Origin of the sequence: Verrucosispora sp. WMMD703 (assembly GCF_049178935.1) — a bacterium.
GTDB classification, from domain to species: Bacteria; Actinomycetota; Actinomycetes; order Mycobacteriales; family Micromonosporaceae; genus Micromonospora; species Micromonospora sediminimaris.
Genome location: NZ_JBMHMM010000004.1, coordinates 1,472,022 through 1,491,071 on the forward strand (window position 1 = coordinate 1,472,022; position 19,050 = coordinate 1,491,071).

Below are 19,050 nucleotides of genomic sequence, written 5' to 3' on the forward strand. Positions count from 1 at the left end.
ACTCCGGGCGGCTGCTGGCCGACGCCGACGGGCGGATCCGGGGATGCCGAGGGGTGTCGGAGGTGGGCCGGTTGCCTCTGGTGTGTGCCGATTGCGCCGAGTAGTCTCTTGCCTTCAACGCGTGCCGAACCCCTCCGGAGGCGTACACCCCCATGCGTGGCTCCCCCCTGCGCATCCTCGTCGTCGGCGCGGGCATCGCCGGGCTGGCCGTGGCCCGGGCGCTGCGCCTGGCGGGCTTTCGGCCGGACCTCACCGACAAGGCGCCGCCGCACGACCTCACCGACGCCGGGCTCTACCTGCCCGGCAACGCGGCCCGCGCGCTGCGCCGGCTGGACCTCGACGACCCGGTCCGCCCGTACGGAAAAGTCATCCACCGGCAACGCTTCCTCGACTCGACAGGTGCGCCGCTGTGCGAGGTCGACCTCGACGCGCTCTGGGCCGAGGTTGGCGAGTGCCGGGCGCTGGCCCGCTCCGACCTGCACCGCGTGTTGCTCAGCGGTGCCGGCGGCGCGGTCCGGCACGGCGCGGAGGTGCGCACCATCGACCTGCTGCCGTCCGCCGTCGGCGTCACCTTCGTCGACGGCACCCAGGTCGAGTACGACCTGGTGATCGGTGCCGACGGGCCGCGTTCCTCGATCCGGGCGCTGGCCGCGCTCGGCGGACCGCCCCGCCCCGCCGGGCAGGTGGTCTACCGCGGCGTCGTACGTGACGGTCCGCCGGTCGACGAGTGGACCGCCCTGCTCGGGCAGCGCTGCGGCTTCCTCGTGGTACCGATCGGTGCCGGCCGGTTGCACTGCTACGCCGACGAGGCCGGCACCGACCTGCCGGCCGACCCGCTGGGCCGGTTGCGCGAGCTTTTCGGCGAGTACGGCGGACCGGTGCCGGAGGTGCTCGACGCGCTCGACGGGGTGCACGCCACCACCACCGACGAGGTCGAGCTCGGGCGTTGGTTCCGGGGGCGGGTGGTGCTGGTCGGCGACGCCGCCCACGCCACCGCGCCGACCCTGTCCCAGGGTGCCGCGATGGCCCTGGAGGACGCCGTGGTGCTCGCCGAGTCGCTGCACGCGGCGGGCAGCGTCGAGGCGGCACTTACCGCGTACGAGAGCCGCCGTCGCCCGCGTACCCGATGGGTGCAGGACCGGACCCGGGACCGCAACCGCACCCGCGACGTGCCGCCGGCGCTCCGCGACCCGCTGCTGCGCGGACGCGGCGACCGCATCTTCGGGGAGCACTACCGGCTGCTTCTCGGCCCGCTGTGATCCACCCCTGGGCGACCCCACGCGGTGCTGTCACCTGCCGGGGACTATCCTCCTTGCGGATGACGGCCCGCCGAGTCAGCGCGTGCCGAGCGGGACAACCCAGAACCGGAGGCCACTCGTGACCACCGTCGCACCCAAGCCGGTCGTGACCCGGCCCTGGCCGGTCCGGGAGCCGGTCAAGGGGTCGGCCATCGCGCGGCTGCTGCGGACCACGGACGCGAAGCAGATCGGGATCATGTACATGGTCACCGCGTTCGTGTTCTTCATGATCGGTGGCCTGATGGCCCTGATCATGCGGGCCGAGCTGGCCCGGCCCGGGCTGCAGTTCCTGTCGCCGGAGCAGTACAACCAGCTGTTCACGATGCACGGCACGATCATGCTGCTGTTCTTCGCGACGCCCATCGTGTTCGCCTTCGGCAACTACGTCGTGCCCATCCAGATCGGTGCGCCCGACGTCTCCTTCCCGCGGCTGAACAGCTTCGCCTACTGGCTGTACCTGTTCGGCGGCACCATGGCCACCGCCGGCTTCCTCACCCCCGGTGGAGCAGCGGACTTCGGCTGGACCGCGTACACGCCGCTGAGCACCAGCGAGCACGCCCCGGGCGTCGGCGCCAACATGTGGGTGGTCGGTCTGGCCATCTCCGGTCTGGGCACCATCCTCGGCGCGGTCAACCTGATCACCACGATCCTGACCCTGCGTGCGCCGGGCATGACCATGTTCCGGATGCCGATCTTCACCTGGAACATGCTGGTCACCAGCCTCCTGGTGATCCTGGTCTTCCCGCTGCTGGCCGCCGCGCTGTTCGCGCTGGCTGCCGACCGGCTGCTGGGTGCGCACGTCTACAGCCCGGAGACCGGCGGGCCGATGCTGTGGCAGCACCTGTTCTGGTTCTTCGGTCACCCCGAGGTCTACATCATCGCGCTGCCGTTCTTCGGCATCATCAGCGAGATCATCCCGGTCTTCTCCCGCAAGCCGATCTTCGGCTACAAGGGCCTGGTCGCCGCCACCATCGCCATCGCCGGTCTGTCGATGAGCGTCTGGGCGCACCACATGTTCGCCACCGGTCAGGTGCTGCTGCCGTTCTTCAGCTTCCTGAGCTACCTGATCGCCGTGCCCACCGGCATGAAGTTCTTCAACTGGATCGGCACCATGTGGCGGGGGCAGATCAGCTTCGAGTCACCGATGCTGTTCTCCATCGGCTTCCTGGTCACCTTCCTCTTCGGTGGCCTGACCGGGGTGCTGCTGGCCGCCCCGCCGCTGGACTTCCACCTGCACGACTCCTACTTCGTCGTGGCGCACTTCCACTACGTGCTCTTCGGCACGATCGTCTTCGCGGTCTTCGCCGGGATCTACTTCTGGTTCCCGAAGATGTTCGGCCGGATGCTCGACGAGCGGCTCGCCAAGATTCACTTCTGGCTCACGATGATCGGTTTCCACACCACGTTCCTCATCCAGCACTGGTTGGGCAACGAGGGCATGCCTCGGCGGTACGCCGACTACCTGCCCGACGACGGATTCACCACGCTGAACATGATCTCGACGATCGGCGCGTTCATCACCGGTATCTCGACGCTGCCGTTCCTCTACAACTGCTGGAAGTCGTACAAGGCCGGCCCGGTGGTCGAGGTGGACGACCCGTGGGGCCACGGCAACTCGCTCGAATGGGCGACCAGCTCGCCGCCGCCGCTGCGCAACTTCGACCGGATGCCCCGGATCCGCTCCGAGCGGCCGGCCTTCGACCACAAGTTCCCCGAGCTGGCTGCCGGACAGACCCTCGCCGGACCGCCCGAGGGTGGTTCCAAGCCGCTGACCAGCGAATCCGACGGTGGTGCCAGCTACACCGAGGACGTGGCCAGCGACACCGACCGCCGCTGACCCACCGCGTCGTACGCCGGGCGCCGATCCCCATGCCGGGGGTCGGCGCCCGTCTCGTACTGCCCACTCCCCGCTGCCGGTCCACCCGCCGCCGTCCCTGCCTGGCTGCCGTGGTTGGTGGCTGGTGCCAGCTCCGCAACCTCATCCGCACCACCATCACACCGTCACTTTCGGTGATGAGCACCCTCCGGTGCAGACCTCACTCTGCGTGATGTCCTGGCCGAGGTCGACCTCTTACCCCTGCCGTCCTTTGCTCTGCTTCAACCCACGCAGTAGCAGCTGACCTGCGGGGATATGGCGGCCGGACAAAGGGCGCGTCGGCCGGTGTGACACGGAGCGTATTCCATTGCGTGGGGCCTGTCTCGCTAAGGGTGTTTCCGGCGATCTTGGTTAGTAGGTTTCAGCGGCTGGGAAGCGGTCGCTGAAGGTGATGGCGAAGGCGTTCAGGGCGGGTTTCCAGCGCATCGTCCATCGGGTTCTGCCTGCCCCGGTGGGGTCCAGGGATCGGGTCACCAGGTACAGACACTTCAACGCGGCCTGCTCGTTGGGGAAGTGGCCGCGGGCCTTGACCGCCCGCCGGTAGCGGGCGTTCAACGATTCGATCGCGTTGGTCGAGCAGATGACGGTGCGGATCTCCAGGTCGTAGTCGAGGAACGGGATGAACTCCGCCCACGCGTTGTCCCACAGCCGGATCACCGCCGGATACCGGCCGCCCCATTTCTCGGCCAGGTCGTCGAACGCGGCCCTCGCGGCGGTGGCGTTGACGGCGGTGTAGATCGGCTTGATATCGCGCTTCAGCTCATCCCAGTAGCGCCGCGAGGTGAGCCGGAAGGTGTTGCGGATCAGGTGGATCACGCACGTCTGCACGATCGTCTGCGGCCACACGTTCGTGACGACATCGGGCAGGCCCTTCAACCCGTCGCAGACCAGGAAGAACACGTCCTTCACGCCCCGGTTGCGCAGGTCGGTGAGCACGCTCATCCAGAACTTCGCGCCCTCACCACCCGAGCCGGCCCACAACCCGAGGATGTCCTTGTCCCCGTCGAGGGTGACCCCGATCGCGGCATAGAACGGCCTGTTCGCCACCTGCCCATCCCGCACCTTCACCACGATGGCGTCGATGAACACCGCCGCGTAGATCTCGTCCAGGGGCCGGTGGGACCAGTCGGTCATCTCCTCGATCACCTTGTCGGTGATCCGCGAGATCGTCTCCTTGGACACCGAAGCCCCGTAAATCTCGGTGAAGTGCGCCGAGATCTCCCCGGTGGTCAAACCCTTGGCATACAACGACAACACCACCTCATCGACGCCCGACAGGCGACGCTGCCGCTTGCGCACGATCTGCGGGGTGAACGTGCCCGCCCGGTCCCGCGGCACGTCGATCTGCACCGGTCCCGACGCGTCGGTCAACACCGTCTTCGACCGAGTGCCGTTGCGGATGTTGCCCGAGCCGGCGCCGTCGGGTTCGTGTTTGGCATAACCGAGATGCTCCGTCATCTCCTCGTTCAACGCGGTCTCCAGGACCGTCTTGGTCAACTGCTTCAACAGCCCGTCCGGACCCGTCAACGACAAGCCCTGCTCCTTCGCGGCCCGAACCAGCTCAGCGGCGGCTTTCGCCTCCGCCGACGGCTCGGGCCGCTTCTTCCGTCCGGTCTGGTCGTTCAGTGTCGCGGTCATCACGGCACCCTCCTCACCAGGCACAACGCCCGGCAGGTCAGGCCGGAAACACCTTTAGATCCACAGACCCATTGCGTGGGTTGAAGCAGAGCAAAGGGAGCGCAGGGGAGAGGGTGTGGTGGCGTGGACGGTTACGCAGCGTTTGGGGCGAGAGCGGCGATGTGGTCCGGGCAGCGGCGATCCGGACCGAGGCGGGGACGGTGGGGCGGGGAGCGCGGTGGGGCTGGGGCGAGGACGGGATCGCGCTGCGTCGGGGTGGGGTCAGGGGGCGGACGGGGTGAGGGTGGTCGCGGTGTGCTCGTCGCCGGGCAGGGTGGTGGCCGCGCTGTCCGTGCGGCGGTGGCGCAGCTCGATCGGCAGCACCGCGAGGGCCACCAGGGCACCGATCGCGCCGGGGACCGCGAACCCCCACAGCGGGGCCGAGGCGTCGATGACCGCGCCGGCAAGCGGGGCACCCACGGCGATGCCGACGGTGACAGCCGAGCCGTGCAGGCCCATCGCCTCACCGCGGACGCCGGCCGGGGCGAGCCGACTGACGGTGTCGGAGGTGGCCGCGATGGTCGGCGCGCAGAGCGCCCCCGCCGGGATCAACGCCAGGCAGAGCAGCCACCAGTGGGAACCGCCCAGTCCGACGGGAATGGTGCAGAGGCTCAACAGGCCCATCAGTGCCACCGGCGAGAACGAGCGGCGGACCGCGCCATAGGCGAACCCGCCCAGCAGCGAGGCCACCGCCCAGACGGAGAGCACCGCACCGGTGAAACCGGCATCGCCGTTCTCCCGCAGCACGGCGATGACCGCCACGTCGGTGCCGCCGAGCACCAGGGTCGCGGCGGCGCTGACCGCGAACACGGCCACCAGCCGCGAGGTGAGCCACTGCCGTCGGGCGACCCTCGGCTGCGGCCCGGTCGACGCCTCGGCGGCGCTGCGCACCGGCGGGTTGAGCAGCCACAGCACCACTCCGGCGGCGACGATGCCGACGCCGACGAGGTAGAGCGTGAGGCGGGCCGAGATGGTGGTGACCCCCACCGTGGCCAGGGCCGGACCGATCATGAACGACAGCTCCACCGACATGGAGTCCAGCGCGTACGCCGGCCGGCGCTTCTCCGGCGGCACCAGCGCGGCGATGGACTGCCGGATCACCGAGAAGATCGGCAGCGCCAGCAGACCGGCCAGGAAAGCGGCCGGCAGCAGCAGGTAGTACGACAACATCGGTGCGGTCGACCAGAAGACGGCCTCGGCCACGGCGGTGAGAACCAGCACGGGCCGCAGGCCACGACGGTCCACCAGCCGGCCGAGCAGCGGGCCACCGACCGCCGCGCCGACGGTGATCGCCGCGCCGACCAGACCGGCCGCACCGTAGCCGCGCCCGAGGTCCTGCACGACGTAGAACGTCAGCGTGACGCCGGTGGCGGTCAGCGGAACCCGCGCCAGCACCGCGACGAGCAGCAGCGACCGCAGACCGGGCAGGGCGAGTGCCTCCCGGTAAGGCTTCATGTTCACGTCGGTCCGTACCTCCGCCGGACATCCTCGACCGGCAGAGCTACGGCTGCCAACGAATTAACGGCTCATGCGGCTTTGATCACAGGGGCACCGAATGTGGTGATCCCGGCCCCCTCGAAGGCGCGCAGCGCGACGTCGGTGGTGTCCGGCGCGACGGCCGCCGTCAGGTCCAGCAGCACGGTGGTGGCGAAACCCTCCTGGGCGGCGTCCAGCGCGGTGGCCCGCACGCAGTGGTCGGTGGCGATACCGACCACGTCCACCCGCTCCACGCCACGCTGCCGCAACCATTCGGCCAGACCCTCGCCGTCGTCGGCGCGCCCCTCGAAGCCGGAGTACGCGGCGGCGTACTCGCCCTTGTGAAAGATCGCCTCGATCCGGTCGGTGGCCAGCTCCGGGTGGAACTCGGAGCCGGGGGTGCCGACCACGCAGTGCCGGGGCCAGGTGCTCACGTAGTCCGGTGAGTCGGCGAAGTGCGTGCCCGGGTCGATGTGGTAGTCCTTCGTCGCCACGACGTGATCCCAACGGTCCGGCTCGGCGGCCAGCAGCCGGGAGATCCCGGCGGCGACTCCCGCCCCGCCGGCCACGGCCAGCGAGCCGCCCTCGCAGAAGTCCTTCTGCACGTCCACGATGATCAGCGCGTTGCTCACCGACTCCACTCCTCTCACTCGGCGGGTACCACGGTGACCGGGATGGCCGGATCGCCCGCGGAAAGCTTGAGACCCTCCCACGGGATCGAGATCAGGCACTGCCGCAGGTGCTCCCGCGACTCGTCGAGCGTCGGCAGGGACACCGGCTCGCCATCCACGACGTACGAGCGTTGCAGCAGCCGGTCGTTGGGGCGATGGTCCGGCACCCCCTGCGGTACGACGATTTCCTCGGTGGCCGTGCCGGTCGGCTTGTGCCGGCGGACGGCGACCTTGCGTCCGCCGATGGTGGCCTTCTGCTCGGACCGCTTGACCACCGGACGGCCCTCGACCTCGACCAGCTTGTAGACCAGCCCGGCGGTAGGTGCGCCGGAGCCGGTCACCACGGCGGTGCCGGCGCCGTACATGTCCACCGGTTCGGCGGCCAACGCCGCGATGGCGTACTCGTCGAGGTCACCCGAGACGATGATCTTCGTTTCGGTGGCGCCGAGCGAGTCCAGCAGTTGCCGCGACTGCTGGGCGATCACGGCCAGGTCCCCGGAGTCGATCCGAACCGCCCGCAGCTCCGGGCCGGCCACCTCGATCGCGTTACGGATGCCCTGACTGATGTCGTACGTGTCGACAAGAAGCGTGGTGTCCTTGCCCAGCGTGGCGACCTGCGAGGCGAACGCGGCCCGCTCGTCGTCGTGCAGCAGGGTGAAGGCGTGCGCGGCGGTGCCGGCGGTGGGTATGCCGTACCGCTGGCCGGCGGCCAGGTTGGAGGTGAAGCGGAAGCCGGCCAGGTAGGCCGCCCGGGCTGCCGCGACCGCCGCCTCCTCGTGCGCCCGCCGTGACCCCATCTCGATCAGGGCCCGGCCGCGGGCGGCGGTGACCATCCGCGCCGCGGCGGCAGCCACCGCGCAGTCGTGGTTGAGCACCGACAGCACAAGCGTCTCCAGCACCACGCATTCGGCGAAACTGCCGGAGACGGTCAGGATCGGTGAGCCGGGGAAGAAGAGCTCCCCCTCGGCGTACCCGTCGATCTCGCCGGTGAACCGGTACTCGGACAGCCATTCGGCACCCGGTTCGTCCACCACGCCGGTGCGGCGCAGGAACTCGATGTCGGCCGGGTCGAAGCGGAACTCGCGGATCAGCTCGACCAGGCGTGCGGTGCCGGCGACCACGCCGTACCGGCGGCCGGCGGGAAGCCGACGGCTGAACACCTCGAACACGCAGCGCCGGTCAGCCGTGCCGTCTCGCAGGGCGGCGCTGACCATGGTCAGCTCGTAGTGATCGGTCAGCAGCGCGGGACGAGAGGTGTGCACCCCCTCAGAGTAGGGTTCACATCGCTGTCGTGCCGTCGTGCCCCGGGATCGTGCCGAGGGCCACCCGCAGCTCCGCCCGGCTGGTCACGCCGAGCTTGGTGTACACGCGTTGCAGGTGGTTCTCCACCGTGCGGGCGGAGAGAAACAGCTGCTCGGCGATGGCGCGACTGGTGCCGCCGACCGCCGCGAGCCGAGCCACCTGCCACTCCCGGTCGGTGAGCGTCGGCGTGGCCGCCTGTAGCGCCGGAGTGTGCACCATGTCACACCTGGCGAGCAGCGCGCCGAGCCGTTGCCGAGCGTGCCCGACATCGGGCGCGCGGCGCTGACGCAGCAGGTGCACGGCCCCCGCCGCGGCCTCGGCGGCCAGCAGGTCGAGCCCGCGCTCCGCGAAGCCGTCGGCTGCGTTGAGCAATCCCTCCGGCAGGCCGTCGGCAGACGCCCGGGCATGCCGGGCCAGCAGCGGCGGCAACTCCCCGTCGACCTGCTCGGACAGCTCCGTCAAGCGCTGCGCGACGGTACGGCGGCCGCCGTCGGAACACCTCGGCCCGGTCTGCGCCCCGGCCTTGCCCAGCCGCACCAGGTCATGCAGCACCAGTGCCTCGTGTCCGGCGAAGCCGTCGGCACGCAGCCGGTCCACCAGGCCGTGCAGCCGGCCCACCGCTGCGGAGAGGTCACCGCCGGCCGCCAGCGTCGCCGCCCGGGCCTGCTCCAGCCACGGGTACAGCACACCCATACTCGGCGAGTGGAGCCGATCGGCCTCGGCCATCGCCTCGACGGCCTGCCGGGCGTCGCCGCGCAGCGCGGCGGCCTGAGCCCGTTCCGACTGCGCCAGTCCCGCGTACACCCGGCTGGTCGCCAGGACCGCACAGGCACTGAGCGCGGCCTGCAACGCGGCGTCACTGCGCCCGCGCAGCCGCGCCGCGTACGCCCGCAGGATCGCCAGGTAGCCGGTGCCGAGCCGGAAGTCACCCGCGTCGGCGAGGTCGGCGAACTCGTCGGCGACCAGCGCGTCGATGCCGGCGAGATCGCCCGAGAGGGCCAGTCGGGTACCCCGGGCCAGCTCCACCGCCAGTTGCAGGTACGGCATGTCGGCCCGCCAGCTGGCCACCTTCGCCTGCACCAGGTCCACCGCGGTCGCACTGCGGCACAGCTGTCCCTGCACGGCTTGCAGATGTGCGATCGTGCAGCGGGCCAGCTCGCGGGCGGCGACACTGGCCGCCGGCCGGTCCAGCACGCCCTGCGCGAGCCGTAGCGCGGCCGGCGCGTCCAGCCGGTGCAGCCGCATGATCGCCTCGAAGGCGCGGACCCGGGCCTGAGCGGCGGCGTCGGTCAGCTTCGTGCCCTCGGCGGCGATCTCCTCCACGGTGGACGCCTGACTCATTCCCCAGTAGCTGACCATGCCGCGTACGGTCAGCCACCGGCTGAGACGTTCCTCCTGGCCGGCGTCGGTGGCGACGGCGTCGAGCACGCCGAGCGCCTCGGCCGGCCGGTCGGCGAACATCAGGATGGTCGCGAGCAGTTCGGCCGCGTCGAACCCACCACCGGCGTCGAGCGCCGCGCGGGCCAACCGGGTCGCCAGGGGTACGTCGTAACGAGCGAACGCCTCACCAGCCGCAGCGATCAGCATCGCCGGGTCCTGCGCGGTGCCGGAGGCCAGTCGCCACCGCGCCACCCGCAGCAGATCCTCCCGTCGCCGTTTGCCGACCTTCTCCAGCAGGTCCGCCAGGTGCGCCTGCAACCGACGGGTCCGGCTCACCGGGCACTGCCGGCGTACCACCTCGCCGTAGAGCGGGTGCGCCAGGCGGACGTCGAGCCGCCGGTCGGACTCCACCATGGTGATCAGTCCGCGTTCCTCGGCGTACTCCACGTCGTGCTGTTCCACGGCCTGGTGCAGCAGCCGCAGGCCGAGCGGCTCGCCGAACGCGACCAGCTCGACCACCGCCCGTACCCCGGGAGTGAGCTGACCGATCCGGATGTCGATCAGCTCGGTCAGGCTGGGGGCCAGCTCCAGCCGGCCCGTCCAGGTCCAGACGCCGTACTTCTCGACGAGTTCGCCGCTGTTGGTGGCCGCGTGCACCAGCTCGCGCAGCAGCAGCGGATTGCCGGCACTGAGCCGACCCAGGCGGTCGGTGGAGCCGCTGTCCACCTGACCACCGACGATGGCGGTGAGCATGGCGGCCGTCTCGTCCGGCGTCATCGGGCCCAGCTCGGCCCGCTCGACCAGACCGTCCGTCCACAGTGCGCGGATCGGCAGCGGGATCTGCTCCCCGTCGCGCAGGGTGCCGACCACCGAGGCGTTCTCGGCGCGGGCCACCAGGTGCACCAGCGCGGCCGACGGCGGATCGAGCAGGTGCGCGTCATCGACCGCGAGGACGATCCGCCGGCCGGCGGCCTGCTGCTGCAACACGTCGACGGCCCAGCGCAGGATGCCGGCCGGGGACAGACCCGGCGGCTGCTCCGGGAGCACCTGGACCAGTCCGCCGAAGGCCATGGCGGAGGTGGTGGCGCTGGCCGCGATCCGCCAGACCGCGTACTTCTCACCGGGCAGCGTGTCGACACCTTCGTGCAACAGCCGGCTCTTGCCGATGCCGGCGCTGCCGGTGAAGAGGATCCCTCGGCCACGGACGCCAGCCACCGCCATCCGGAGACGGTCGAGTTGCTCAGCCCGGCCCACGAAGCTCCACCGACTCATTCGCGCAGCATATCGACGGAACTGTGGCCCGCACGGCAGCGCGCGAGGGCGAACTTGAGTAGTTGTAGAGTTACCGCTGAGTATCGCAATCGCCCCGATCCCGACGCTCGCGCCTTTACCCTTCCGGAATCCGAGTGTCGACACCGGATGCTCACTGCGGCCGGGTCACCGGTCGCCCTGCCTCGGAGGCCGCCCCCTGATGAAGCCGGGCCCGCTCCACCATCTCGGTACGCCCGATGACGCGGCCGGGCCGCATGGTCGCCGGCCCTTCCCGGAGCGGCTCGGCGTGTCCAGCACCAGTGCCCGCGAACCGGTCGCCGTGGTCGCGGCCGGTCCCGCCGACGCCGGCCGCACCGGTGTGCTCGCCACGCTGCTGGAACTCGACTCCGGACTACTCGCCGTCCCGAGTGGCAGCTGGCTGGTGGCACGGCACAGCGCCGAGCCCACCCGGGCCGCCTACGTGCCCGGCTACCGTACGCCGCACTCGTACCGGCCCGACCTGCCGGCAGCCGGGCCGGCGCTGGCCAGGCCGCCACGCCGGGTCGAGCTGAGCCTGCCCCAGCCGTTGGTGAAACGCTTCGTGCTTGTCGACACGCCGGACATCGCCACGCTGGGTCCGGCCGGTTGCGACGTCCTGCGTGACGCGGTGGGCCGGGCCGGCGCTCTCCTGTTCGTGATCGCGGCGGATCAGTCGTTCACGGCCGCCGAGCTGACTCTGCTGTCCGACCTCGCCGGGACGCCGGTCCGGGTCTTCTTCGCGGTCACGCCGGGCGCCGACGGCTGGGCGGCCGGCGAGGGCACGGCGGCGGTGCGGGGGTCGGGGGAGTCCGGCGACTCGGTGGTCGACCCGGTGACGGTCACCGTCGAGGCACACCGGGCCGCGCTGCTCGCCGCCGTGCCCGGGTTGGCCGATGCCGGCTGGTTCCCCATGGTCACCGGCGGCGAGGCCGACCTGCGGCGGGCGTTGGTGGACTGGGCCTCCGGCGAGGAACTCCGGCGGGGCAGTCTGGAGCCGCCCGAGTTGCCGGGTGAACGCGGCCGGGTGCCGGTGCTGGCCGAACCGGGCGAATGGTCGGAGCAGCTCGACCGGCAGGCCCGCACCGCCGCCCGGAGCATCCGCCAGCACCTCGCCCTGGAACTGGCCAACATGCACATGCGTCTGGTGCAGGAGATCGTCTTCGGCGTCGGTTGCGCCGGTCTGCCCCAACTGCTCGACCGGGAGATGGCGGCGCTGTCACTGCTGGCCACGGCCCAGTGCGACCACCACGTCGGCGAACTCGTCGATGACGCCGCCGGTCGGCTCTTCGGCGCGCCGTTGCCCCAGGGGATCCGCCGGCGCATCGACACGGCGGTCCGCTGGAGCGTGCTGGACGACCCCACCGGGCAGGAGTTGGAGCGGGCGTTCCTCGTCACCAGTGCGGCGGGCGTGACCTCGCTTACCGGTGCGGCGGCGATCGACATGCTGTCCGCCTATCCCGCACCGCCCCGCACCGCGGTGCTTCCGCCAGTGGCCGTGGCGTTGTCGGGAGGCTGCTGGCAGCACTGGCGTTCGCCCGGCAACAACGACCCGAGCGCGGCGCGGGCCTGGGCGCAGCGGGCGTTGCGGGAGATCGAGTTGGAGCTTTCGCGGGAGGTCGCCCGTCGGTTCGAGGCGGTCCGTCTCTCGCTCGGCACGGTGCTGTCCGATGCTGCCGAACACGGCATCCTGCTCGCCTGACCGGGCCGCCACGCACCCCACCGGCGGTGCCGGTGGGGCATCCGCGCATGGCCGGGACAGGACCAGTCGGGGCGTGGGCGGGGCCGTGGCTGGTGATCCGGGTTGGTCCGGCGTTCCGGTTCCTCGATTCCCCGGATCCGGTGGCACGATGGGGGGCATGGCGGCTCCGCAGGTTGCACCGGTCGAGACCCCGGACACCGATGAGGTGCCGGCAGCTGACCGACCGTGGGTGACGATCGTGTGGGACGACCCGGTCAATCTGATGACCTACGTGACCTGGGTGTTCCAGAAGCTTTTCGGGTACAGCCGGGAGAAGGCCGAGCAGCTCATGCTGGACGTGCACCACAAGGGCAAGGCGGTGGTCTCCAGCGGGGCCCGGGAACGCATGGAGCACGACGCCTCGCAGCTGCATGCGTACGGTCTCTGGGCGACGGTGGACCGGTCGTGAGCATGTTCCGCCGCCGCGGTGACCGGTACGTCGCCACCTTCGCGGTGGACGAGGTGCGTGTGCTCCGTAAGGTCGCCTCCGAGGTGGTCGGCCTGCTCACCGACGGTTTCGACCACTCTGACCCAGTTGTCTGCCGGCTCTTCCCGGAGGCGTACCCGGAGGACGCGGCGGGCACTGCGGAGTTCCGCCGGTACACCGAGGGCGACCTGAAGACCGCCAAGATCGACCAGGCCGGCGCGATCCTGGCCGCGCTGCCCGGCGACAGCGGAGGGGAGGTACGCCTGGACGCCGAGGCGGCGGAGGCGTGGTTGCGCGCGCTCAACGACGCCCGGCTGGCGATGGGCGTACGGCTGGAGATCAAGGACGGGACGGACCTGGGCGCGGAACTCGACGACGCGGTCGCCGACGACCCGAGTTCCAGCCGAGTGTTCCAGCTTTCGGTCTACGCATATCTCGGCTATCTCCAGGAGTCCCTGCTCAACGCCTTGATCGACTGACTGTGACCGGCGCCGCCTCGCGGTTGACCGCAGTCGGGCGCTACCCTTGGCGACGTGCTGAGCATCGACCGGTCGATCGTCGACGCGATCGTCGCCCACGCCCGTCGGGATCACCCCGACGAGGCCTGCGGTGTGGTCGCCGGTCCCGTCGGCAGTGACACGCCGACCCGGCACATCCCCATGGAGAACGCCGCCCGTTCGATGACCTTCTACGAGTTCGACTCGATGGAGCACCTGCGGGTGTGGCGCGAGATGGACGACCGGGACGAGGAACCGGTGGTCATCTACCACTCGCACACCGCCACCGAGGCGTACCCGTCACGGACGGACATCTCCTTCGCCGGCGAGCCCGGCGCGCACTATCTGCTCGTCTCCACGCGCGAGCCCGACACGGAGGAGATCCGCTCCTTCCGCATCGTGGATGGCGTGGTGACCGAAGAGCCGGTGCGGATCCTCGACGCCGGGGTGGATCCGCACGCCGTGCAGTCATACATGTTCGGGCAGAGCCCGGCGACGGTCGACTACGAGTGTTCGGGCCGCTGATCACCCTCAGCTCCCCGCACGCCCTTTCCCCCGTCACCGAGCAGTCCACCCGATCGAGGAGTACGACACCATGGCCATCGAGGTTCGCATCCCCACCATCCTGCGCAGCTACACCGGCGGCGCGAAGGTCGTCGAGGGCAGCGGCGACACGCTCAACGACCTGCTCACCGACCTGGACTCCCGGCACGCCGGGCTGCGCGGCCGGCTGGTCACCGAGGCTGACGCGCTGCACCGCTTCGTCAACGTCTACGTCAACGACGAGGACGTACGCTTCCTCGGCGCGCTGGACGCCAAGCTCAACGACGGCGACAGCGTGACCATCCTGCCCGCGGTGGCCGGTGGCGCGTTCGGCTTCGCCGCGGCGGCGGCGATGGCGCAGCACGTCGCGGCCGCGCCGGCCGCGGGCCGGACGCGCGTCACCGCGAGCTGAGGCGGCCGCGATGACGCGGTACGACAGCCTGCTGGACGCCTGCGGCGGGACACCGCTGGTGGGGCTGCCCCGACTGTCGCCGACGGTGCCCGAGGGCGCACCGCCGGTGCGGCTCTGGGCGAAGCTTGAGGACCGGAACCCCACCGGCAGCATCAAGGACCGGGCCGCCCTATTCATGGTCCGGGCCGCCGAGGCCGCCGGCCGGCTCCGGCCCGGCGACACCATCCTGGAGCCGACCAGCGGCAACACCGGCATCTCCCTGGCCATGGTGGCCAAGCTGCGGGGGTACCGCCTGGTCTGCGTGATGCCCGAGAACGTCTCCACCGAGCGGGTGCAGCTGCTGCGGATGTACGGCGCGGAGATCATCTTCTCGCCGGCGGCGGGCGGCTCCAACCAGGCGGTGGCCACGGCCAAGCAGATCGCCACCGAGCACCCCGACTGGGTGATGCTCTTCCAGTACGGCAACGAGGCGAACGCCCGGGCGCACTACGAGACGACCGGGCCCGAGCTGCTGCACGACCTGCCGACCATCACCCACTTCGTGGCCGGGCTCGGCACCACGGGCACCCTGATGGGCACCGGGCGCTACCTGCGGGAGAAGGTCGAGGGCATCCAGATCGTCGCCGCCGAGCCGCGCTACGGCGAGCTGGTCTACGGGCTGCGCAACATCGACGAGGGGTACGTCCCGGAGCTCTACGACGCGACCGTGCTGAACCGTCGCTTCTCCGTCGGCACCCGGGACGCGGTGCTGCGTACCCGACAGCTGGTGGAGGTCGAGGGGTTGTTCGTCGGCTTCTCCACCGGCGCGGTCCTGCACGCGGCGCTCGCCGTGGCGCACGAGGCGGCGCGGGCCGGCCGCCGGGCCGACGTGGCGTTCGTGGTCAGTGACGGCGGCTGGAAGTATCTGAGCACCGGGGCGTACGGCGGGACGCTCGCCGACGCGGAGGAGGCGCTTGACGGTCAGCTCTGGGCCTGACCTGCGGCATCATCGAGTATGTGACGAGGGCCACCGGTGCGCTGCCGGTGGCCCTCGTCGCGTCGGTCTGCCCGAGCCGACCACTTCGGTGACGGGTGGTCGATCGGACGGGCGAAACCGGTGTCACGTTGATGACAACTTCCAGCAGATCATTCTTGCGCTTGCATGCGCGGGCGTAGGCTGCCCAGCGTGGCGTACGCGTCGGTAGTGATCACCGCCGGAGCGGCGGCCGGCACGATCACTACCTACCGTGACAGCGAGACAACTCGATGCGACTGACCGTCCTGGGCTGTGCGGGCAGCTTCCCCGGACCAGAGTCCCCCTGCTCGGCTTATCTGATCGAGGCCGACGACTTCCGGCTCCTGGTCGACTTCGGCTCGGGCTCACTGTCCACCCTGCAACGCTATGCCGGGCTGCACGCCCCGGACGCCATCCTCCTGACCCACCTGCACTGCGACCACATCCTCGATGCCGCGACCTACGTGGTGGTGCGGCGGTACGCCCCGGACGGGCCGTACCCGCCGTTGCCGGTCTACGCGCCGGCCGGCGCCCCGGACCGGCTGGCCACCGCGTACGGGCAGGAGGACAGCACCGTCGAGGACGTCTACCAGTTCTACGCGCTGCAACCCGGTACCTTCCCGATCGGCCCGTTCACCGTCACGGTCGACCGGGTGCTGCATCCGGTGGAGACCTACGGCGTACGCCTTGAGCACGGCGGCCGGGTGCTCTGCTACTCCTCGGACACCGCGCCCTGCGAAGCGCTGCTGCGCCTGGCCCAGAACGCCGACGTCTTCCTCTGCGAGGCCAGCTACCTCGACGGCGTCGACAACCCGCCGGATCTGCACCTCACCGGCGGCGAGGCGGGCGAGGCGGCAGCCAAGGCCAACGTCGGGCGGCTGCTGCTGACCCACCTGGTCCCCGCCTGGGGCAGCGAGGCGCTCACCGTGGCGGCTGCCTCCGCCGCGTACGCCGGCCCGCTGGAAGTGGTCCGGCCCGGCGCCACCTACGAGGTCTGACCCGCCGGGCGCGGGTTCGTGCGGCACTGTTCGCCGGGCGGTCAATTGGACGTCTCCTGGACCTTCGCTGCCACCACCACCGTGAGGGCATGCGGATCGCCATGGTGACCGAGTCGTTCCCGCCCGACGTCAACGGGGTCGCACACTCGGTCGTGCGCGCCGCCGAGCACCTTGTCGCCCGCGGCCACGAGCCGTTGGTGATCGCACCCGCCCCGCCGGGGACGCTGCGCCGCGCCATCGACCGGTATCCGTACCCGGTGGTTCGCATCCCGAGCGTGCCGCTGCCGCGCTACCAGGGCTTCCGGCTCGGCGTGCCGACCAACAACCGCCTGGCCGGGGTGCTGCTGGAGCATGCGCCCGACGTGGTCCACCTGGCCAGTCCGTTCATTCTCGGGGCCCGGGCGGCGGTGCTGGCGGCCCGGCACGGGCTGCCCACCGTCGCCGTCTACCAGACCGACGTCGCCGCCTACGCCCGGGCATACCGGGTCGGTTGGGGAGAGGCCGCGGCCTGGCGGCGGCTGCGGGAGATCCACAATTCGGCCCGCCGTACCCTCGCCCCGTCCACCAGGGCGGCCGAGGACCTCGCCGCGCACGGCGTGCAGCGGATCTGGCTGTGGGGCCGGGGCGTCGACGCCGAGCGGTTCCACCCGGACAAGCGCTGCCCGAGCCTGCGTCGGGCCTTCGTGCCCGGCGGCGAGATCCTGGTCGGCTACGTCGGGCGACTCGCCCCGGAGAAGCGGGTCGACCTGCTCGCCGCCACCGCCCGCCTGCCTGGTGTCCGGGTCGTGGTCGCCGGTGACGGCCCGGCCCGCCGCCAGCTCGAACGGGAGCTGCCCAACGTGCGGTTCCTCGGCGTCCAGCACGGCGAGGCCCTGGCCCGCCTCTACGCCAGTCTTGACCTGTTCGTGCACACCGGTCCGCACGAGACGTTCGGCCAGACCGTCCAGGAGGCGTTGGCCAGCGGGGTGCCGGTGGTCGCGCCGGCCAGCGGCGGGCCGGTCGATCTGGTCACCCCCGGGGAGACCGGCGTACTGGTGCCACCCGAGGACGACATGGCGATCGCCGAAGCGGTGGCCGGGCTGGCCGCCGACGGGGCACGCCGGCAGGCGTACGGCGTCGCGGCCCGGGCTGCGGTGCGGGGGCGCAGTTGGGCGGCGGTCGGCGACGAACTCGTCGGGCACTACCGGGCCGCCCGCGCCAGCGCGCCCGCCGTGGACCTGCCGGCGGCGTCGTGACCGGCACCCACCCGGACCGCACCAGCACGTCTTGGACCACCACCGCGACGCAGGTCGCGGGTACGTCCGGCGGCCCACTGCGGATCGTCCGGCTGGCCAGCTTCGTCACCGGCACCTCCGGCGGGCTGCGCACCGCCCTGCAACACCTGGGCGAGGGCTACCGCGCAGCCGGACACGAACCGGTGCTCGTGGTCCCCGGCCGACGCGACGACGACCAACGACACCCGTGGGGCCGGGTGATCACGCTGGCCGGCCCACCGCTGCCGCACAGTGGCGGCTACCGGCTGCTCACCGCCCGACGCCGGCTCGCCCGGCTGCTGACCACGCTCGCACCCGACCGGCTTGAGGTGTCCGACCGCTCGACGTTGCGTTGGACCGGCGACTGGGCCCGGGCGAACGGCGTGCCGTCGGTGATGGTCTCGCACGAGTCGCTCAGCGGCCTGCTGGGTGCCTGGGGGGTGCCCGCCACGCTGGGGCGGCGGCTCGCCGACCGGCTGAACGCGGACACGGCCCGCCGCTACGACCGGATCGTCTGCACCACCCGATGGGCGGCCGAGGAGTTCGCCCGCATCGGCGTGCCGCACGTCGACCTGGTACCGCTCGGCGTCGATCTGGACACCTTCCATCCTGGCCGCGCCGACCCGGCGGTCCGGGCCCGGTACGCGGACCCGGGCGAGGTGCTGCTGGTGCACTGCGCGCGGCTGTCCGTGGAGAAGCGACCCGAGCTGGCCGTCGATGCGTTGGCGCAGCTGCGGCGGGCCGGTGTGCCAGCGGTGCTGGTGATGGTCGGCGACGGCCCGCGCCGCCCCGCGCTGCGGCAGCGCGCGGCCGGCCTGCCGGTCACCTTCACCGGGTTCCTGCCTGACCGTCGCGCCCTCGCGGCGGTGCTGGCCAGCGCCGACGTGGTGCTGGCTCCCGGCCCGGTGGAGACCTTCGGTCTGGCCGGGCTGGAGGCGCTGGCCTGCGGTACGCCGGTGGTGGTCAACGCGGCCAGCGCGCTGCCCGAGGTGATCGGCTCGGGCGGGCTCGCCGCCGACGGCACCCCGGCGGCGATCGCGGGGGCGGTCCGCCGGCTGTTGTCGCGTCCCGAGGCCGGGCGGCGGGCCGCCGCCCGGGACCGGGCGGCGCAGTTCGGCTGGCCGGCGGCGGTCGCCGGGTTGCTCCGCGCGCACGGCGTCGACGTCGATCGCTGATCCCGGCCGCCCGGCCGGGGTACGACGGACACCCGGGGAGGGT

Annotated in this window: 16 protein-coding genes; 11 read left to right on the forward strand and 5 right to left on the reverse strand. The window is 71.5% G+C overall.

Annotated features, from left to right (window positions below):
• Positions 1 to 152 precede the first annotated feature (152 nt).
• Positions 153 to 1,259, forward strand: a complete 1,107-nt coding sequence (locus tag ACN26Z_RS07410) for an FAD-dependent monooxygenase (protein ID WP_282239838.1) — start codon at positions 153 to 155, stop codon at positions 1,257 to 1,259.
• 118 nt (positions 1,260 to 1,377) lie between these two features.
• A complete protein-coding gene (gene ctaD / locus ACN26Z_RS07415; protein WP_093401924.1) occupies positions 1,378 to 3,135 on the forward strand; it encodes a cytochrome c oxidase subunit I in 1,758 nt (585 codons plus the stop codon).
• 390 nt (positions 3,136 to 3,525) lie between these two features.
• On the opposite strand, the gene ACN26Z_RS07420 is transcribed toward ctaD, so the two are convergent.
• The 5 genes from ACN26Z_RS07420 to ACN26Z_RS07440 all read right to left on the reverse strand — a co-directional run bounded on the left by ACN26Z_RS07420 (position 3,526) and on the right by ACN26Z_RS07440 (position 10,952).
• Positions 3,526 to 4,812, reverse strand: a complete 1,287-nt coding sequence (locus ACN26Z_RS07420) for an IS256 family transposase (protein ID WP_421460383.1) — start codon at positions 4,810 to 4,812, stop codon at positions 3,526 to 3,528.
• A 261-nt stretch (positions 4,813 to 5,073) separates the two neighbouring features.
• Positions 5,074 to 6,306, reverse strand: coding sequence for an MFS transporter (locus ACN26Z_RS07425; RefSeq protein ID WP_421464559.1), 1,233 nt, complete (start codon positions 6,304 to 6,306; stop codon positions 5,074 to 5,076).
• Between the two features lie 71 nt (positions 6,307 to 6,377).
• On the reverse strand, positions 6,378 to 6,959 hold the full coding sequence (locus ACN26Z_RS07430; protein WP_093402052.1) for an isochorismatase family protein: 582 nt from the start codon (positions 6,957 to 6,959) through the stop codon (positions 6,378 to 6,380).
• 14 nt (positions 6,960 to 6,973) lie between these two features.
• Complete coding sequence (locus ACN26Z_RS07435) at positions 6,974 to 8,260, reverse strand: nicotinate phosphoribosyltransferase (protein ID WP_421460387.1); 1,287 nt, start codon at positions 8,258 to 8,260, stop codon at positions 6,974 to 6,976.
• A 16-nt stretch (positions 8,261 to 8,276) separates the two neighbouring features.
• Positions 8,277 to 10,952 carry a LuxR C-terminal-related transcriptional regulator gene (locus ACN26Z_RS07440; protein ID WP_421460390.1) on the reverse strand — a complete coding sequence of 892 codons (2,676 nt, stop codon included), beginning with the start codon at positions 10,950 to 10,952 and terminating at the stop codon, positions 8,277 to 8,279.
• Between the two features lie 286 nt (positions 10,953 to 11,238).
• Between ACN26Z_RS07440 and ACN26Z_RS07445 the strand changes: the two genes are divergently transcribed.
• The 9 genes from ACN26Z_RS07445 to ACN26Z_RS07485 all read left to right on the forward strand — a co-directional run bounded on the left by ACN26Z_RS07445 (position 11,239) and on the right by ACN26Z_RS07485 (position 19,007).
• A complete protein-coding gene (locus ACN26Z_RS07445) occupies positions 11,239 to 12,669 on the forward strand; it encodes a hypothetical protein (protein ID WP_282239835.1) in 1,431 nt (476 codons plus the stop codon).
• Between the two features lie 157 nt (positions 12,670 to 12,826).
• Positions 12,827 to 13,117, forward strand: a complete 291-nt coding sequence (gene clpS / locus ACN26Z_RS07450; RefSeq protein ID WP_093401920.1) for an ATP-dependent Clp protease adapter ClpS — start codon at positions 12,827 to 12,829, stop codon at positions 13,115 to 13,117.
• Between the two features lie 2 nt (positions 13,118 to 13,119).
• Positions 13,120 to 13,614, forward strand: coding sequence for a DUF2017 domain-containing protein (locus ACN26Z_RS07455; RefSeq protein ID WP_210940216.1), 495 nt, complete (start codon positions 13,120 to 13,122; stop codon positions 13,612 to 13,614).
• A gap of 54 nt (positions 13,615 to 13,668) precedes the next feature.
• Complete coding sequence (locus ACN26Z_RS07460) at positions 13,669 to 14,157, forward strand: Mov34/MPN/PAD-1 family protein (RefSeq protein WP_093401918.1); 489 nt, start codon at positions 13,669 to 13,671, stop codon at positions 14,155 to 14,157.
• 70 nt (positions 14,158 to 14,227) lie between these two features.
• On the forward strand, positions 14,228 to 14,587 hold the full coding sequence (locus tag ACN26Z_RS07465; protein WP_421460395.1) for a MoaD/ThiS family protein: 360 nt from the start codon (positions 14,228 to 14,230) through the stop codon (positions 14,585 to 14,587).
• Between the two features lie 10 nt (positions 14,588 to 14,597).
• Positions 14,598 to 15,563 (forward strand): PLP-dependent cysteine synthase family protein, encoded by a 966-nt coding sequence (locus ACN26Z_RS07470; protein WP_093401916.1) that lies wholly within the window; start codon positions 14,598 to 14,600, stop codon positions 15,561 to 15,563.
• A 269-nt stretch (positions 15,564 to 15,832) separates the two neighbouring features.
• Positions 15,833 to 16,579: an MBL fold metallo-hydrolase gene (locus ACN26Z_RS07475; protein ID WP_093401915.1), complete on the forward strand. Its 747-nt coding sequence runs from the start codon at positions 15,833 to 15,835 to the stop codon at positions 16,577 to 16,579.
• Between the two features lie 89 nt (positions 16,580 to 16,668).
• Positions 16,669 to 17,814: a glycosyltransferase family 4 protein gene (locus ACN26Z_RS07480; RefSeq protein ID WP_421460399.1), complete on the forward strand. Its 1,146-nt coding sequence runs from the start codon at positions 16,669 to 16,671 to the stop codon at positions 17,812 to 17,814.
• A gap of 77 nt (positions 17,815 to 17,891) precedes the next feature.
• Positions 17,892 to 19,007 carry a glycosyltransferase gene (locus ACN26Z_RS07485; RefSeq protein WP_421464561.1) on the forward strand — a complete coding sequence of 372 codons (1,116 nt, stop codon included), beginning with the start codon at positions 17,892 to 17,894 and terminating at the stop codon, positions 19,005 to 19,007.
• Positions 19,008 to 19,050 lie beyond the last annotated feature (43 nt).

Coding starts and splice junctions, on each gene's coding strand:
- ACN26Z_RS07410 (WP_282239838.1), top strand. CDS start 153: ATGCGTGGCTCCCCCCTGCGCATCCTCGTCGTCGGCGCGGGCATCGCC.
- ACN26Z_RS07420 (WP_421460383.1), bottom strand. CDS start 4,812: ATGACCGCGACACTGAACGACCAGACCGGACGGAAGAAGCGGCCCGAG.
- ACN26Z_RS07425 (WP_421464559.1), bottom strand. CDS start 6,306: ATGAAGCCTTACCGGGAGGCACTCGCCCTGCCCGGTCTGCGGTCGCTG.
- ACN26Z_RS07440 (WP_421460390.1), bottom strand. CDS start 10,952: ATGAGTCGGTGGAGCTTCGTGGGCCGGGCTGAGCAACTCGACCGTCTC.
- clpS (WP_093401920.1), top strand. CDS start 12,827: ATGGCGGCTCCGCAGGTTGCACCGGTCGAGACCCCGGACACCGATGAG.
- ACN26Z_RS07455 (WP_210940216.1), top strand. CDS start 13,120: ATGTTCCGCCGCCGCGGTGACCGGTACGTCGCCACCTTCGCGGTGGAC.
- ACN26Z_RS07465 (WP_421460395.1), top strand. CDS start 14,228: ATGGCCATCGAGGTTCGCATCCCCACCATCCTGCGCAGCTACACCGGC.
- ACN26Z_RS07470 (WP_093401916.1), top strand. CDS start 14,598: ATGACGCGGTACGACAGCCTGCTGGACGCCTGCGGCGGGACACCGCTG.
- ACN26Z_RS07475 (WP_093401915.1), top strand. CDS start 15,833: ATGCGACTGACCGTCCTGGGCTGTGCGGGCAGCTTCCCCGGACCAGAG.
- ACN26Z_RS07480 (WP_421460399.1), top strand. CDS start 16,669: ATGCGGATCGCCATGGTGACCGAGTCGTTCCCGCCCGACGTCAACGGG.